General features: G+C 71.9%; 13 protein-coding genes. 2 read left to right on the top strand and 11 right to left on the bottom strand.

The features are described 5' to 3' along the window. Positions 1 to 265: 265 nt before the first annotated feature. The 4 genes from AQI95_RS23725 to AQI95_RS23740 all read right to left on the bottom strand — a co-directional run bounded on the left by AQI95_RS23725 (position 266) and on the right by AQI95_RS23740 (position 5,040). The gene (locus AQI95_RS23725; protein ID WP_067127152.1) at positions 266 to 775 is read right to left on the bottom strand and encodes an O-acetyl-ADP-ribose deacetylase; all 510 of its coding nucleotides are present in this window, start codon (positions 773 to 775) and stop codon (positions 266 to 268) included. Further along, positions 772 to 2,181 carry a phytoene desaturase family protein gene (locus tag AQI95_RS23730; RefSeq protein ID WP_067127155.1) on the bottom strand — a complete coding sequence of 470 codons (1,410 nt, stop codon included), beginning with the start codon at positions 2,179 to 2,181 and terminating at the stop codon, positions 772 to 774. The genes AQI95_RS23725 and AQI95_RS23730 overlap by 4 nt, the downstream gene beginning before the upstream one ends. A gap of 99 nt (positions 2,182 to 2,280) precedes the next feature. Next, complete coding sequence (locus AQI95_RS23735; protein WP_067127159.1) at positions 2,281 to 3,126, bottom strand: inositol monophosphatase family protein; 846 nt, start codon at positions 3,124 to 3,126, stop codon at positions 2,281 to 2,283. A 96-nt stretch (positions 3,127 to 3,222) separates the two neighbouring features. Then, on the bottom strand, positions 3,223 to 5,040 hold the full coding sequence (locus AQI95_RS23740; RefSeq protein ID WP_067127162.1) for a gamma-glutamyltransferase family protein: 1,818 nt from the start codon (positions 5,038 to 5,040) through the stop codon (positions 3,223 to 3,225). Between the two features lie 123 nt (positions 5,041 to 5,163). Between AQI95_RS23740 and lplAB the strand changes: the two genes are divergently transcribed. After that, positions 5,164 to 6,228, top strand: coding sequence for a lipoate-protein ligase LplAB (lplAB, locus tag AQI95_RS23745; protein WP_067127165.1), 1,065 nt, complete (start codon positions 5,164 to 5,166; stop codon positions 6,226 to 6,228). A gap of 232 nt (positions 6,229 to 6,460) precedes the next feature. Beyond that, complete coding sequence (locus tag AQI95_RS23750) at positions 6,461 to 7,144, top strand: hypothetical protein (protein WP_067127168.1); 684 nt, start codon at positions 6,461 to 6,463, stop codon at positions 7,142 to 7,144. A 36-nt stretch (positions 7,145 to 7,180) separates the two neighbouring features. Here AQI95_RS23750 and AQI95_RS23755 read toward each other — a convergent pair whose 3' ends face one another. The 7 genes from AQI95_RS23755 to AQI95_RS23785 all read right to left on the bottom strand — a co-directional run bounded on the left by AQI95_RS23755 (position 7,181) and on the right by AQI95_RS23785 (position 15,992). Beyond that, positions 7,181 to 8,707 (bottom strand): NCS1 family nucleobase:cation symporter-1, encoded by a 1,527-nt coding sequence (locus AQI95_RS23755; protein WP_067127171.1) that lies wholly within the window; start codon positions 8,705 to 8,707, stop codon positions 7,181 to 7,183. A gap of 121 nt (positions 8,708 to 8,828) precedes the next feature. Beyond that, on the bottom strand, positions 8,829 to 9,848 hold the full coding sequence (locus AQI95_RS23760; RefSeq protein ID WP_067127174.1) for a TIGR03842 family LLM class F420-dependent oxidoreductase: 1,020 nt from the start codon (positions 9,846 to 9,848) through the stop codon (positions 8,829 to 8,831). A gap of 11 nt (positions 9,849 to 9,859) precedes the next feature. Continuing rightward, a complete protein-coding gene (hydA, locus tag AQI95_RS23765; protein ID WP_067127176.1) occupies positions 9,860 to 11,263 on the bottom strand; it encodes a dihydropyrimidinase in 1,404 nt (467 codons plus the stop codon). Positions 11,264 to 11,288: 25 nt separating this feature from the next. Continuing rightward, positions 11,289 to 12,131, bottom strand: coding sequence for a nitrilase-related carbon-nitrogen hydrolase (locus AQI95_RS23770; protein ID WP_067127179.1), 843 nt, complete (start codon positions 12,129 to 12,131; stop codon positions 11,289 to 11,291). A gap of 155 nt (positions 12,132 to 12,286) precedes the next feature. Continuing rightward, positions 12,287 to 13,852: a PucR family transcriptional regulator gene (locus AQI95_RS23775; RefSeq protein WP_067127182.1), complete on the bottom strand. Its 1,566-nt coding sequence runs from the start codon at positions 13,850 to 13,852 to the stop codon at positions 12,287 to 12,289. Between the two features lie 17 nt (positions 13,853 to 13,869). Next, the gene (locus tag AQI95_RS23780; protein WP_067127185.1) at positions 13,870 to 15,153 is read right to left on the bottom strand and encodes an aspartate aminotransferase family protein; all 1,284 of its coding nucleotides are present in this window, start codon (positions 15,151 to 15,153) and stop codon (positions 13,870 to 13,872) included. After that, positions 15,150 to 15,992 (bottom strand): nitrilase-related carbon-nitrogen hydrolase, encoded by an 843-nt coding sequence (locus AQI95_RS23785; RefSeq protein WP_067127188.1) that lies wholly within the window; start codon positions 15,990 to 15,992, stop codon positions 15,150 to 15,152. The genes AQI95_RS23780 and AQI95_RS23785 overlap by 4 nt, the downstream gene beginning before the upstream one ends. Between the last annotated feature and the right edge of the window lie 67 nt (positions 15,993 to 16,059).

Raw genomic sequence — 16,059 nt, forward strand, 5'->3', positions numbered from 1 at the left:
GGACCTGCGGACGGCCCGTCGCGTGGGCACCGCTCACGCCATGACCTTGCCGATGCCTCCGAGGGCCTGGGCAGCGCGTCGGGAGAGCCGCCACAACTGATCCGTCACAGACGCCTTGCCCGCGCCGTCGAGCGCCACGCGGGCGGTGTTCGCCCCGGGAGACTGGTCACGACGCGCCGGGTGCCGTCGGACAGGTCCACCGCGAGCAGCCGGGAGCCGCCGTAGTCGGTGGCGCAGGCGAACCGGGCGCGAGCCGCTGATTCCGTCAGTCGAGCTGCGCGGCGAACGCCTCGTACGCCCGCTCGTCGAAGAGGACGAACCGCACCTCGTCGACCGCCGTCGCCGTGTCTCGCACCGCCGCCACGGCGATGCGCGCCGCGTCGTCCATCGGCCAGCGGTACACACCCGTGGAGACGGCCGGGAACGCGACCGTACGGGCGCCGAGTTCGTCGGCGATCTTCAGGGACTCGCGGTAGCAGGAGGCGAGCAGCTCCGAACGGTCCTCGGTGGCGGACCAGACCGGGCCGACGGTGTGGATGACCCAGCGGGCGTCGAGCGCGCCCGCCGTCGTGGCGACCGCCTGGCCGGTGGGCAGTCCCTTGCCGTAGCGGGAGGCGCGCAGGGCACGGCACTCCTCGAGGATGGCGGGGCCGCCGCGCCGGTGGATCGCGCCGTCGACTCCTCCGCCGCCGAGAAGCGAGGAGTTGGCCGCGTTGACGACCGCGTCGGCGCTCTGGCGGGTGATGTCGCCCCGGACGAGGGTGATGGTGGTCATGTCTGCCTCAGTCTTCGCCACACGGCCTTGGCCGCGTTGTGCCCCGACATGCCGTGCACGCCGGGTCCCGGCGGGGTGGCCGAGGAGCAGATGAAGACGGCCGGATGCGGGGTGTGGTAAGGAAACAGGGACAGTCTGGGGCGCAGCAGCAGCTGCAGTCCGGACGCCGCGCCGCAGGCGATGTCGCCGCCGACGTAGTTGGCGTTGTGGGCGGCCAGCTCGGCGGGGCCGGCGACGGCGCGGGCGAGCACGCGGTCGCGGAATCCGGGGGCGAAGCGCTCCAGTTGGCGTTCCATGGCGTCGGTGAGGTCGCCGGACCAGCCGTTCGGGACATGGCCGTACGCCCAGAAGACGTGCTTGCCCTCGGGGGCGCGGGTCGGGTCGGCCACGCTGGGCTGCACGGTGATCAGGAACGGCCGCTCGGGGGCGCGTCCCTCGCGGGAGGCGGCGCGCAGGGCGGTCGCGATCTCGGCCTGGTCCGCGCCGACCTGGACGGTTCCGGCGGCGCGGGCCTCGGGCGCGGTCCAGGGCACCGGGCCGTCGAGCGCATAGTCGATCTTGAAGACGCTCGGGCCGTAGCGGTAGCGCGCGTAGTGGTCGCCCAAGCCGGCGATACGGGCGAGGGCGGTGGGCGAGGTGTCGAAGACGTAGGCGCGGGCGGGCGGCAGATCGTCCAGCCGCTTGATCTCGTAGTCGGTGTGCACGGCGCCGCCGAGGTCCCGCAGATATCCGGCGAGGGCGTCGGAGATCGCCTGGGAGCCGCCGCGGGGCACGGGCCAGCCGCGGGCGTGCGCGGCCAGCGCGAAGACCAGTCCGACGGCGCCGGTGGCCAGGCCGCCGAGGGGCGCGATCACATGCGCGACCAGGCCGGCGAAGAGGGCCTTGGCCCGCTCGTCCTTGAAGCGGCGCAGCAGCCAGGTGGACGGCGGCAGCCCGGCCAGCCCGAAGCGGGCCAGCGTGACCGGGTCGCGCGGGAGCGCGGTCAGCGGCAGGGACATGAAGTCCCGCACGAGCGTGTCCCAGTGGGCGAGGAACGGCTCGATCAGTCTGCGGTACGCGCCCGCGTCACGGGGCCCGAAGGAGGCGGCCGTCTCGGCCACGGAGCGGGACAGCACGGCCGCCGTGCCGTCGGGGAAGGGATGCGCCATCGGCAGCTCGGCGTGCAGCCATTGGAGGCCGTAGCGATCGAGGGGCAGGGCGCGGAACGCGGGTGAGTTGATGCCGAGGGGGTGGGCGGCCGAGCACGGGTCGTGCCGGAAGCCGGGCAGCGTCAGCTCCTCGGTGCGGGCACCGCCGCCCACGGTGGACTTCGCCTCGAACAGTGCGACGGAGAATCCGCGGCGGGCCAGCTCCACGGCAGCGGTCAGTCCGTTCGGCCCCGCACCCACCACGACTGCATCGAGCATCGACGGCACCTTCGGACCCCTTCGTCAGCCGATGGTCACTCGGGGTTCAGGATATGCCGCACGGCCGACACTCCCCCGGCCCGGGTGCCCGAGCGGGGTTCAGGCCGCCGTGCGGAGCAGGTCGCTCACCCGCTGGGCCGTCGCGGCGTCGCGGGCCGCGGTGAACGGCAGGGCGTTGCCGCCGGTCACGCGGAACGGTTCGCCGGTGAGCGTGAGATGCGTGCCGCCCGCCTCCTCGACCAGCAGCAGACCGGCGGCGTGGTCCCAGGCCGCCTCCCAGGAGAACGCCACGGCGTCCAACTCGCCCCGGGCGACGGCGAGATACTCCAGCCCCGCCGAACCGCAGGCGCGGGGGGCGAAGCCGTCGGTGCGCAGGGCGTGCAGCGCGCGCTTCTGCTCGTCGGTGGTGTAGTCCGGGTGGGAGGTGGCGACGACGAGGTCCCGGCCGGGTGCGGGTGGGCCCGCGAACAGCCGCTCGCCGTCGAGGAAGGCGCCCTGGCCGCGCACCGCGGTGGCGAGCTGGTCGCGCGCCGCGGCGTAGGTCCAGGAGGCGAGGACGACGCCCCGGTGGGCGAGCGCGACCAGGGTGCAGAAGCCCTCGTCGCCGTGCACGAACTGGCGGGTGCCGTCGACCGGGTCGACGATCCACACCGGTGCGTCGCCCTGGAGCGCCCGGTAGGTCGCGGGGTCGGCGTGCACCGCCTCCTCGCCGACGACGACAGAGCCGGGCAGCAGCGCGCCCAGATCCTCGGTGAGGCGCAGCTCGGCCAGCCGGTCGGCGTCCGTCACCAGGTCGTGGGGGCCGCTCTTCTGGTCCACCTCGTGCGCCGCGAGGCGGCGGAAGCGGGGCAGGATCTCGGCCGCAGCGGCCTTGCGGACCGCTTCCTCCACGTCGGCCGAGCAACGCGCGAGAAACTCGTCGATGGTTTCCGTGTCTTGGATCATGCCTCTATGAGAGCATGTCGCACTGACATTCCCCGCCTCTCCGGTGCACTCCGGGTGGAATCGCGATGAAGAGCAGGGGTCGCCCCCCGCCTGTCGTCAGCGTCCCACCGCGTACCCCTGCATCCCTCGCGGGTTCGCCGCGGCCGACAGCACCCCGGTCTCCGGGTCCCGGGCCACCGCGCACAGGCGCCCCTCGGACCAGGCGGGGCCGACGGTGACGTCGTGGCCGCGCCGCCGCAGCTCCTCGATCACGTCGGCGTCCATGCGGGACTCCACGGTGACGCTGCCGGGGCGGCGGGCGCGCGGGTGGAAGGAGCTGGGGAAGCTGTCGTTGTGCCAGTTCGGGGCATCGATCGCGCCCTGCAGGTCCAGTGCGCCGCGGACCGGGGCGCGCAGGGCGGCGGCGAGCAGGAAGTGCAGCTGCCACTGGTCCTGCTGGTCCCCGCCGGGCGTGCCGAAGGCCAGGACCGGGACGCCGTCGCGCAGCGCGAGGGACGGGGTGAGGGTGGTGCGCGGGCGGCGGCCGGGGGTGAGGGAGTTCGGCAGGCCCTCCGTCAGCCAGGTCATCTGCAGCCGCGTGCCGAGCGGGAAGCCCAGCTCGGGCACGACCGGGTTGGACTGCAGCCAGCCGCCGCTGGGCGTGGCCGCGATCATGTTGCCCCAGCGGTCGACGACGTCCAGGTGGCAGGTGTCGCCGCGGGTGCTGCCGCAGGCGGCCACGAGCGGCTCGCCGGAGTACTCCGCGACGGTCGGCTCGCCCCCGCCCAGCGGGTCGAAGCCGCGGCTCGCGCCGCTCTCCACGCGTGCGTGCGCCTGCGCGGGCAGCCGCGGGGTGCGTCCGCCGGGGCTGCCGGGCCGTAGCTCCCAGGAGGCCGTGGCGCCGACCAGGGCCCGCCGACCGGCGTTGTAGTCGTCCGAGAGCAGCTCGGCGAGGGGCACCTCGGCGGCGTCCCCGTACCAGGCCTCGCGGTCGGCCATGGCGAGCTTGCAGCCCTCGACCAGCAGGTGGACGTAGTCGGCGGAGCCGTAGGCGGGCAGTTCGGGCGGGAGCAGGGCGAGCTGCTGGAGGAGGGCGGGGCCCTGGCTCCAGGGGCCGGCCTTGCACACGGTCCAGCCGTTCCAGTCGTAGCTCACCGGGGTCTCGTAGGTGGCCGACCAGCCGGCGAGGTCGGTCTCGGTGAGAGTGCCGGTGTGCCGCTCGCCGCTGGTGTCGAGGGTGGGCCGGCGGGACTGCCGCACCAGGGCCTCGGCGATGAAGCCGGAGCGCCACACCTCGCGCGCGGCGTCGATCCGGGCCTCCCGGTCACCGGCCCGGGCGGTCTCGGCGAGCAGCCGCTTCCAGGTGGCGGCGAGGGCGGGATTGCGCAGCAGCTCGCCGGGCCGGGGCGCCCGGCCGCCGGGCAGGTACACCGAGGCCGACGACGTCCACTCGGTCTCGAACAGCTCCCGCACGCTCGCCACGGTCGCGCCGACGTTCTCCACGGGCGCGTGACCGTGCTCGGCGTAGCCGACGGCGTACTTGAGGACGTCGTCCAGGGGCTTCGTGCCGTGGTCGCGCAGGAGCAGCAGCCAGGCGTCGAAGGCGCCGGGCACGGCGGCCGCGAGCGGCCCGGTGCCGGGCACGAGGTCCAGTCCGAGCGCCCGGTAGTGCGCGACGGTGGCGCCGGCCGGGGCCACGCCCTGTCCGCACAGCACCTGCACCTCGCCGGTCGCCGGGGCGAGCAGGATGGGCACCTCGCCGGCCGGCCCGTTGAGGTGCGGCTCCACCACGTGCAGCACGAACGCGCCCGCCACGGCGGCGTCGAAGGCGTTGCCGCCGTCCTCCAGGACCGCCATCGCCGACTGGGAGGCCAGCCAGTGGGTGGAGGACACCATGCCGAAGGTGCCTTGCAGGGTGGGCCGGGTGGTGAACACGGGCGGACTCCTCGGCTCGGGTACGTCTTTCGGGTGATCGTACGAGCGTGGTCGCCCTCCGGGGAACAGGGTGCCGACCTGCGGCGTTGACCTCGTGCGGCGGCAGGAACGGAGGCCCAGGCAGTGCACGGTGAGTACAAGGTGCCCGGCGGCAAGCTCGTCGTCGTGGACGTGGAGCCCGAGGACGGTGTGTTGCGGCACGTGCGCGTGGCGGGCGACTTCTTCCTGGAGCCCGACGAGGCGCTGGACGCGGTGAACGGCGCGCTGGAGGGCGCCCCGGCGGACACCGACGCGGCGGGACTGGCCGCCCGCGTCGACGCGGCGCTGCCCTCGGGGACGGTGATGTACGGCCTGACGTCGGAGGGCGTCGCGATCGCGGTGCGCCGGGCCCTCGCACACGCCACGGACTGGACGGACTACGCCTGGCAGCTGATCCACGAGAGCCCGCAGCCGCCCGCGCTGCACATGGCGCTGGACGAGGTGCTGACCAGCGAGGTCGCCGCGGGCCGGCGGCCGCCGACCCTCAGGGTGTGGGAGTGGGCCGCCCCGGCGGTGATCATCGGCAGCTTCCAGTCGCTGCGCAACGAGGTGGATCCGCAGGGCGCCGCGCGGCACGGCATCGAGGTGGTGCGGCGGATCTCCGGGGGCGGCGCGATGTTCGTGGAGCCGGGCAACACCATCACCTACTCGCTGTCGGTGCCGCAGGCCCTCGTGCAGGGCCTGTCCTTCCAGGACAGCTATGCCTATCTGGACGACTGGGTGCTGGGCGCCCTCGCCGACATGGGCATCCGGGCGTGGTATCAGCCGTTGAACGACATCGCGACCGACCAGGGCAAGATCGCGGGCGCGGCGCAGAAGCGGATCGTCGGACCGGGCGGCGGGCCGGGCGCCGTGCTGCATCACGTGACCATGTCGTACGACATCGACGCCGACAAGATGGTCGAGGTGCTCCGCATCGGGCGGGAGAAGCTGTCCGACAAGGGGACGCGGAGCGCGAAGAAGCGGGTCGATCCGCTGCGGCGGCAGACGGGACTGCCCCGCGAGGCGGTCATCGACCGGATGATCGAGTCCTTCCGCGCGCGCTACGGCCTGGCACCGGGCGGGGTCACGGACGAGGAGCTGGCACGCGCGGAGCACCTGGCCCGGACGAAGTTCGCCTCGCCGCAGTGGACGGCGAGGGTGCCGTAGCCGCCCCGGCCGGATTCCCCGGTTCGGCGAAGCGCACATCCGAGCGATGTCGGCGCCCTCCCCGAACCTGGAGGGTAAACCGGACAGAACGGGACGTCGCGAACGCAGTGCCGTGACCGCCCAGGCACACAGCGGAGTTACCACTTCCGCCCCACAGGGACTCGTGTGACACTGTCGTCCCCGTCCACCATGCGGACCCCTTCCCCACCCCCTCCCCCACGAGAAGTGCGCCGTGCGTTCTCTTCCTCTGCCGCTCGCCCTCACCGCGCGGATCTCGCCGGTCGCGGTCCTCGCCTGTGCCGGCTGGGCGCTGACGTCCGGCCCGGCAGCGCCGCCGTCGGCGGCCGGGCACCAGACGGACCGGACGACGCCCACCCAGTCCTCCTCCGGCTCCTCCGGCCCGTCGTCCACGGCCGCGGCGCGGGCGTACACCACCGCGCCCTCGCCCTGCACCAGCGTGCCCGGGGCGACCGTCAAGTCGCTGGTGCCCGGAGCGAAGACGGCCGGCAAGGAGATCCCGTCGACGGACGCCACGCTGCGCCGCACCTGCTCCTGGAACGCGCTGCAGGGCTACGACTACCGCTGGCTCGATGTGTCGTTCGAGGTCAGCGGCTCGCAGCAGGAGGCGCAGGCGGAGTATCAGCAGCGGGTGAAGGAGAAGAGCGGCGGCGGGACCGTGCCGGGGCTCGGGAACAGCGCCTACTCCGTCGTGAACCTCACCACGGAGGACAAACAGCAGACCCGCGAGGGCGTGGTGATGGTCCAGGTGTCCAACGCCCTGGTGATCGTCACCTACAACGGCAGCGACTTCGAGACGAAGAAGGCGCCGGGTACGGACGAGATCAACAAGGGTGCCATCCAGGCGGCGCGGGCCGCCGTCGGTGCTCTCGGGGGCGGGCGGTCGCAGTCCGGCTGACCCCGCCGGCTCCGCTCGCGGCCGCCCCCGGCTCCGCTATGCGCCGGCCTCCTCGCGTCCGGTCAGCAGTGTGAGGGCGAGGTAGAGCACCAGGGATGTGCCCAGGCCCACCGCCCAGCCGTAGTCGGCGAGCGGGGACAGGGCGGGGACGGGGCGGCCGTCGATCAGCGGTTTGAAGCTGGCGCCGCCGATCGCGAGGACGCCGCCCGCGAGGAAGGCGACGACGGCCCGCCAGTTCCAGCCGCCCGCGTACCAGTAGCGGCCGCCGGTGCGGTAGAGGTCGGCCAGGTCCAGGCGGGTGCGGCGCAGGAACCAGTAGTCGGCCACGAGGATGCCCGCGACGGTGCCGAGCAGTCCGCCGACCAGGCCCAGCCAGGTGAAGATGTAGCCCTGCGGGTCGGAGTACAGCTTCCAGGGGAAGATGAGGACCGCGAGGACGGCGGTGATGAGCGCCCCGGTGCGGAAACTCACCTTCCTGGGCGCCATGTTGGAGAAGTCGAAGGCCGGCGAGACGAGGTTGGCCGCGATGTTCACGGACAGGGTCGCCACCAGGACCGTCACCAGCGCGTAGAGCAGGCCGACCGCGTTGTCGGTCTTCGCCGCCAGCTGCACCGGGTCCCAGACCGGCTTGCCGTACACCGCCTGGGAGCCGGAGGTGACCAGGACGGACAGGAACGCGAAGAGCGTCATGGTCGTCGGCAGGCCCAGTGCCTGGCCCCAGGTCTGGGCCTTCTGGCTTCTGCCGTAGCGCGTGAAGTCCGGGATGTTCAGCGACAGGGTGGACCAGAAGCCGATCATGCCCATCAGGGACGGCCAGAACAGCTTCCAGAAGTGCCCGCCCCAGCCGAGCTTCGACGGCTGGTCGAACAGCGGGCCGAGGCCGCCCGCCTTGCTGCTAATCCACCACAGCATCACGAACGCGCCGACGAGGACGAAGGGCGCCGCCCAGTTCTCGAAGCGGCGGATGGTCTCCATGCCCCGATAGATGATCGCGACCTGGATCACCCAGAAGATCGCGAACGACAGCCACATGGTCCAGGCGTAGCCGCCGAGGTACGCCGCGTTCGACCAGCCGTCGCCGATCAGCTTCCCGGCGAGGAAGTAGATCGCCTCACCGCCGATCCAGGTCTGGATGCCGAACCAGCCGCAGGCCACCAACGCCCGTACGACGGCTGGCAGGTTGGCGCCGCGCACGCCGAAGGAGGCGCGGGCGAAGACCGGGAACGGGATGCCGTACTTGGGGCCGGCGTGCCCGGTCAGCAGCATCGGCACCAGCACGATCAGGTTGGCGAGGGCGATGGTGAACACCGCCTGCTTCCAGTCCATGCCGACGGCGATCAGACCGGAGGCCAGCGTCCAGGAGGCGGTGTTGTGGGCCATGCCGACCCAGAGCGCGGAGAAGTTGTACGTGGTCCAGGTGCGCTTCTCCAGCGGCACCGGGAGCAGGTCCTCGTTGGCGTAGGGACCGCTGGGCGGCGGGGTGCCAGGAGCGAGTTCCACGCGCCCGTCGGGGAGGGTGACTTGGCCGGACGGCGGTATGGCCGTGGGAGCGGTGTCGGTCATGGGCTGGCCAATCGGTGAGGTGGGTCGTCAGTGGCCGTGCGGGCACCAGCCCCCTCCCCCAGGCGACGGGGAGGGGAGACCAAGAGGGGCGTGCGGGGAACTCGGACGACGAACGAGAGGGTCAGGCGTTGACCTCCGGGATCACCGTCCGGCCGTAGGCGTCGATGGTGGCCTCCTGGGCGTCGTGCATGTCGTACACCGCGAACTGGTCGACGCCCAGGGCGCGGAGCGCGTTCAGTTTCTCGATGTGCTTCTCCACGGGGCCGATCACACAGAACCGGTCCACGATCTCGTCGGGCACGAACTCGGTGTCGGGGTTGCCGCTGCGTCCGTGGTGGGAGTAGTCGTAACCCTGGCGTGCCTTGATGTAGTCGGTGAGTTCCTCGGGGACCTGGGAGGAGTGTTCGCCGTACTTGGCGACCAGGTCGGCGACGTGGTTGCCGACCATGCCGCCGAACCAGCGGCACTGTGCGCGGGCGTGGGCGAGGGCCTCGGGCGAGTCGTCCTCGGTGACGTAGGCGGGGGCCGCCACGCAGATGGTGACCTCGGCGGGGTCGCGTCCGGCGGCCACGGCCGCGTCCTTCACCGCCTTCACCATGTACTCGGTGAGGTAGAGGTCGGACAGCTGGAGGATGAAGCCGTCGGCCTCCTCACCGGTCATCTTCAGCGCCTTCGGGCCGTACGCGGCCATCCAGACGGGGAGTTCGGCGCCGTCCTTGATCCACGGGAGGCGGATGGCGGTGCCGCCCAGGTCGGCCTCCTCGCCGCGGGCGAGTGTCCGGATGACCTTCATGGCCTCGCTGATGCGCGCGAGGGTGTTGGGTTTGCGGCCCGCGACCCGCATCGCGGAGTCGCCGCGGCCGATGCCGCAGACGGTGCGGTTGCCGAACATGTCGTTGAGGGTGGCGAAGGTGGAGGCGGTGACCTCCCAGGTGCGGGTGCCCGGGTTGGTGACCATCGGGCCGACCGTCAGCCGTGAGGTGTTCGCGAGGATCTGGCTGTAGATCACGAACGGCTCCTGCCAGAGCACGGCGGAGTCGAAGGTCCAGCCGTAGGTGAAGCCGTTGCGCTCGGCCCGCTTCATCAGGCTGATGACATGGGAGGCCGGCGGGTCGGTCTGCAGGACGAGTCCGAAGTCCATGGGCGCCACTCCTAGGTGAGGTACTGACAGGTGGAGCGCGGGGTGTAGACGCCGTGGCCGGCGTGTCCGGTGTACTCCCGCTCGGTGATGACGGGTACGCCGCGCGAGAGCACGGTCTCGACCCGGCCGGTGGTGCGCTTGCCCTCGTAGGCCGAGTAGTCGACGTTCATGTGGTGCTCGGCGGCCGACATGACCTGCTCGGCGTGCGGGTCGTAGATGACGATGTCGGCGTCGGCGCCCGGCGCGATGGTGCCCTTCTTCGGGTACAGGCCGAACATCCGGGCCGGGGTGGCGCAGGCGATCTCGATCCAGCGGCGGCGGGAGAGATGCCCGTCGACGACGGCCTGGTGGAGCAGGTCCATGCGGTTCTCCACGCCCGGCAGCCCGTTGGGGATCTTGGAGAAGTCGCCGCGGCCGAGTTCCTTCTGGCCCACGAAGCAGAAGGGGCAGTGGTCGGTGGAGACCACCTGCAGGTCGTTCGTCCTGAGCCCCTGCCACAGCTTGGCCTGGTGCTCCTTCGGCCTGAGCGGCGTGCTGCACACGTACTTGGCGCCCTCGAAGTCCGGCTCGGCGAGGTTGTCGGTGGACAGGAACAGGTACTGCGGGCAGGTCTCGCCGAAGACGTTCAGTCCCTCGTCCCGCGCCCGCGCCAGCTCGGCCACCGCCTCCATGGCCGAGACGTGGACGACGTACAGGGGGGCGCCCGCGACCTGGGCGAGCCGGATGGCGCGATGGGTGGCCTCGGCCTCCAGCAGGGCCTTGCGGACCTCGCCGTGGTGGCGCGGATCGGTCTCGCCCCGGGCGAGCGCCTGCTCGACCAGGACGTCGATGGCGATGCCGTTCTCGGCGTGCATCATGATCAGCCCGCCGTTCTCGGCGGAGCGCTGCATGGCGCGCAGGATCTGCCCGTCGTCCGAGTAGAAGACGCCCGGATACGCCATGAACTGCTTGAAGGAGGTCACCCCCTCCTCCACCAGCAGGTCCATCTCCTTCAGCGTCTCCTGGTTCACATCGGAGACGATCATGTGGAAGGCGTAGTCGATCGCGCAGTTCCCCTCGGCCTTGGCGTGCCAGGTGTCCAGGCCCTCGCGCAGGGTGTGGCCGACGCTCTGCACCGCGAAGTCGACGATCGTCGTCGTACCGCCCCAGGCGGCGGCGCGGGTGCCGGTCTCGAAGGTGTCGGAGGCGAAGGTGCCGCCGAACGGCAGCTCCATGTGGGTGTGGGCGTCGACGCCGCCCGGGATGACGTACTTCCCGGTGGCGTCGATGAACCGCTCGGCGTTGAACGCCCCGGCGGCGGGCGTGCCGGAGGCGGCGAGGGCGGCGACGCGGCCGTCCTCCACCAGGACGTCGGCGTGGATCTCGTCCGACGCGGTGATCACGAGACCACCGCGGATGACGGTACGGCTGCTCATGCTGCTCCCTCGGTCAAGAGTGCGGTCAGGGTGCGGTCAGCGGCGTGTACGCGCCGGGCGCCCGGTCGCGGTAGAACTGCCAGCGGTCGCGGACCTCGCGCAACTTGGCCAGGTCGAGGTCGCGGACCACGAGCTCGGTCTCCTTGTCGCTCGCCACCTCGCCGACGAACTGGGCCTCGGGGTCCACGAAGTAGGTCGTGCCGTAGAAGTCGTTGTCGCCCAACTCCTCCACGCCCACCCGGTTGATCGCGCCGACGAAGTACTCGTTGGCGACGGCCGCCGCCGGCTGCTCCAGCTGCCAGAGGTAGCGCGACAGTCCGCGGGAGGTGGCCGAGGGGTTGAAGACGATCTCGGCTCCGGCGAGGCCGAGCGCCCGCCAGCCCTCCGGGAAGTGGCGGTCGTAGCAGATGTAGACGCCGATCCTTCCCACGGCCGTGTCGAAGACGGGCCAGCCGCTGTTGCCCGGGCGGAAGTAGAACTTCTCCCAGAATCCCTGCACTTGGGGGATGTGGGTCTTGCGGTACTTGCCGAGGTAGGAGCCGTCCGCGTCGATCACGGCGGCGGTGTTGTACAGGACGCCCGGCTGCTCCTCCTCGTACATGGGCAGCACCAGGACGATGCCCAGCTCGCGGGCGAGGGACTGGAAGCGGCCCACGGTCGGGCCCTCGGGGATCCGCTCGGCGTACTCGTAGAAGGCTTTGTCCTGGACCTGGCAGAAGTAGGGGCCGTAGAACAGCTCCTGGAAGCAGAGGACTTGGGCGCCCTGGGCGGCCGCGTCGCGGGCGGCCTGCTCGTGGACCTGGATCATGGATTCCTTGTCGCCGGTCCACGCGGTCTGGAACAGGGCGGCACGGATCACTCGGCTCATCGGGACCTCCGGTAGCTCGGTGTACGGCGAGCCTAGAAAGCCCGGGCGGTCCCTTTGAGTGGCAGCGTGTCACGTCTGCGGGCCGTGGGCGTGCCACCGTGTCACCTGTTCGCGATCCCATGTTTCACCGTCGTCTTCCCAGCTCGTCGCATGTTTCACCCCTGTTGCGCATCGTGCGCGAGGAGCGCGATGTGGACGGAGGCCGCCTGTTCGAAGTCGTCCAGGTCGACGCCGAGGCGGGCCTGTATGGCCTCCAGTCGGCGGTAGAGGGCGGGCCGGGAGACATGGTGGAGCTGGGCGGTGCGGGACTTGTTGCGGCCGGTCGCGAGATAGCTGCGCAGGACGTTCAGCAGCTCCGGTTCGGCCTCGCGCAGCAGCCCGTCCAGCTCCCGTTCGGCGAAGGACTGCACCCGCGGGTCCTCGCGCAGCAGCCGGATCAGCCCGCGCAGGTGTACGTCCTTCAGCCTGACGACGGCCGGCAGGTCGAGGGCGGCCGAGGAGTCGGCGACGGCGTCGGCGACATGCCGGGCCTCGCGCAGTCCCGCGGGCACCTCGTCCCAGGCGGTACGGGGCCCGGCGGCGGCGACCACGGCCCCGGACCCGGCGCGCAGCCGGGCCGCGAAGTGCCCGGTGAGGGCCTCGGGGTCCTGGTCGCGGGGAAGGCTGAGCAGCACGGCGCACGCGCCGTCGGCGAGTTCGGCGGCCAGCCCGGACATCCCCAGCAGGCGCAGCACACGATCGAGTTCGTCCGCGGTGCGGCCCGGGACGACGAGCGGGACGAAGGTGCGCCGGTTGACCGGCAGTCCGGCCGCGCGCGCCCGGGGCAGCAGCTGCCGGGCGGGTACGACGCCGGAGACCAGGTCGGTCAGCAGGCTCTGTGCGGACTCCTCCTCCCAGGAGTGCCCGCAGCCGCCGCCGAGCATGCGGTGCAGGACCAGCGCCTCGGCGGCCCGGTCCGCGAGCAGCCGCCCGGTGGCCGTCCCGCCCCGGTAGCCGCACAGCAGCAGCCGTCCCCAGCGCTCCCCGCGTCCGCCGAGTTCGGCGCTGATCCAGCCGCCGTCGGCGCGGGCAGAGGCCTGCCGGGCGATGCGCTCCCAGTCGCGCAGTACGTCGTCCACCGCGGACCGCTCCCCCGCCGTGGCAAGGACACGGTGGGCGACGTTGGTGAGCACGACCGGACAGCCGCTGTGCACGGCGACTTCGTCGAGGAGGCGCTGCAGGGGGGCGCCGGCCGTGATGAGGCCGGTGAGCGCGGTACGGACCGACTCCGAGAGGCTGACCGCGGCGAACTTCTGCCGCACCAGCCGGGATTGGACCTCCTCCGTCAGCTCGGCGAAGGGGAAGGGGCGGTGCAGGACCACCATGGGCAGACCGCAGCGGTCCGCCGCGCGGCGCATCGCGTCCGGGGGCGTGGGAAAGGCCCGCCCGAGGCCGAGCACGACGGCGCAGGCCTCCGCCCGGTGCAGCGACTGGATGTACTCGGCCTGCTTGGCCTCGTCGCCGGCCAGGAGCACGCCGGTGGTGAGCACCATCTCGCCACCGCTGAGCATCACCCCGACGTCGGCGGCCTCGGCGACATGCACCCAGCGCACCGGCCGGTCCAGCTGCCCGGCGCCGGCCACCACCTCGGGTTCCCCGGCCAGGACCCGTTCCAGGGCCAGCACATGGCGCACGGAGAGCGCGGGTTCCCAGCCGCGGCGCGTCTGCGAGGTGGTGGTCATGGCCGTGCACCTGCTCTCTAGTACGTGGTGCGCAGTGCCCGTTCCAGGATCGCCGCGCCCTCTTCGGCCTCCGCGACGGTGAGCGACAGCGGCGGGGCGATGCGCAGGGCGCTGGTGTTGTGGCCGCCGCCCTTGCCGATCAGCAGGCCGCCCTCGCGGGCCGCCTCCAGGACGGCGGAGGCCGCCCGCGGATCGGCCTCGTCGGTCCCCGGCCTGACCAGCTCGACACCGAGCATCAGCCCGCGCCCGCGCACCTCCCGCACCCCGGGCAGCTGGGCGGCGACGGCCCGCAGCCGCTCGATGAGCAGGCCGCCGACGCGGCGGGCGTTGCCCTGGAGGTCGTGTTCCAGCAGGTAGTTGAGGTTGGCGAGGCCGGCGGCCATGGTGAGCTGGGTGCCGCCGAACGTCGAGATGCTGTTGGCGTCCAGGCAGTTCATGATCTCGGCGCGGGCGATCACCCCGCCGATCGAGGCGCCGTTGCCGATGCCCTTGGCGAAGGTGACGAGGTCCGGCGGGCCGCTTCGGGCGTGCGCCTGCCAGCCCCAGAAGTGCTCGCCGGTGCGGCCCCAGCCGGTCTGCACCTCGTCGGCGATCCACAGGATGCCGTGCTCCTCGAGGACCTCCCGGAACGCGGCGTAGAGCCCGTCGGGCGGCGAGGTGAAGCCGCCGACGCCCTGGACGGGTTCGGCGATCAGCGCGGCGGGCGGCCGGATGTGCCCGAGGACGTCCTTCAGGTCGGCGACGCACGCGTCGATGAACGCGCGGTCGTCCAGCTCGGCGAACGGGCCCCGGGTGCGTACGCCGCCGTGCACGTAGAGGGTCTGCAGCGGGGACAGCGAGGTGGGTGACCAGCTGCGGTTGCCGGTGATGCCGACCGTGCTGAAGGAGCGGCCGTGGTAGCTGTTGCGCATGGCCAGGACGGTGTTGCTGCGCCGGTGGGCGGTGGCGAGCAGCAGGGCGGTGTCGTTGGCCTCGGTGCCGGAGGTGGTGAAGAACACCCGGGCGTCCGGGATGCCGCTCACCTGGGCGATGCGCTCGGCGAGTTCGACCATCGGCCGGTTGAGGTACAGCGTGGACGAGTGGACGATCCGCCCGGCCTGCTCGGCGACCGCCTTGGTGACCTCGGGCAGCGCGTGCGCGGTCATCGTGGTCAGGATGCCGCCGAAGAAGTCCAGGTACTTGTTGCCGGCGGAGTCCCAGACGTGGCGGCCCTCGCCGTGGGTGATCTCGATCGGCTCGTCGTAGTAGAGGGCGAGCCAGTCGGGCAGGACCTGGCGGTGGCGGGAGTAGAGGTCGTTCACGGCTGCACCAGCCCTTCGTAGGCGTCGGGGCGGCGGTCGCGGTAGAAGGCCCACTGCTGCCGCACTTCCTCGATCAGGTCGAGATCGAGGTCGCGGACGAGGAGTTCCTCGGACGTGTCGCTCGCGACCTCGCCGACGAACTGCCCACGCGGATCGACGAAGTAACTGGTCCCGTAGAAGTCGTTGTCGCCGTACTCCTCCTGGCCCACCCGGTTGATGGCGGCGATGAAGTACTCGTTGGCGACGGCCGCGGCGGGCTGCTCCAGCTGCCACAGATGGGCGGACAGCCCGCGGTGGGTGGCGGAGGGGTTGTAGACCAACTGGGCGCCGTTGAGACCCAGTTGCCGCCAGCCTTCCGGGAAGTGGCGGTCGTAGCAGATATAGACGCCGACGCGTCCGACAGCGGTGTCGAAGACGGGCCACCCCAGATTCCCGGGCTTGAAGTAGTACTTCTCCCAGAAGCCCTTGACCTGCGGGATGTGGTGCTTGCGGTACTTGCCGAGACAGGTCCCGTCGGCGTCGATCACGGCGGCGGTGTTGTAGTAGAAGCCGGACTGCTCGACCTCGAAGACCGGGACGACGATCACCATGCCGGTCTCGCGGGCGAGGTCCTGCATCCGCCGTACCGTCGGCCCGTCGGGCACCGGCTCGGCCCAGCGGTAGTGCTCCGGCTCCTGGACCTGGCAGAAGTAGGGGGCGTTGAAGACTTCCTGGAAGCCGATGACCCTCGCGCCCCGGCGGGCCGCCTCGCGCGCGTGCTCCTCGTGTTTCGCGACCATGGACTGGGTGTCGCCGGTCCAGGTGGCCTGGACCAGTGCGGCTCGTACGACGTCGGCCATGAGCTGCTCCTTCGACGGGACCGTCAAAGTCTCTACGCCCGTAGAACAGGCCGTAGAGGGACGAACG

Origin of the sequence: Streptomyces yokosukanensis, assembly GCF_001514035.1 — a bacterium.
GTDB classification, from domain to species: Bacteria; Actinomycetota; Actinomycetes; order Streptomycetales; family Streptomycetaceae; genus Streptomyces; species Streptomyces yokosukanensis.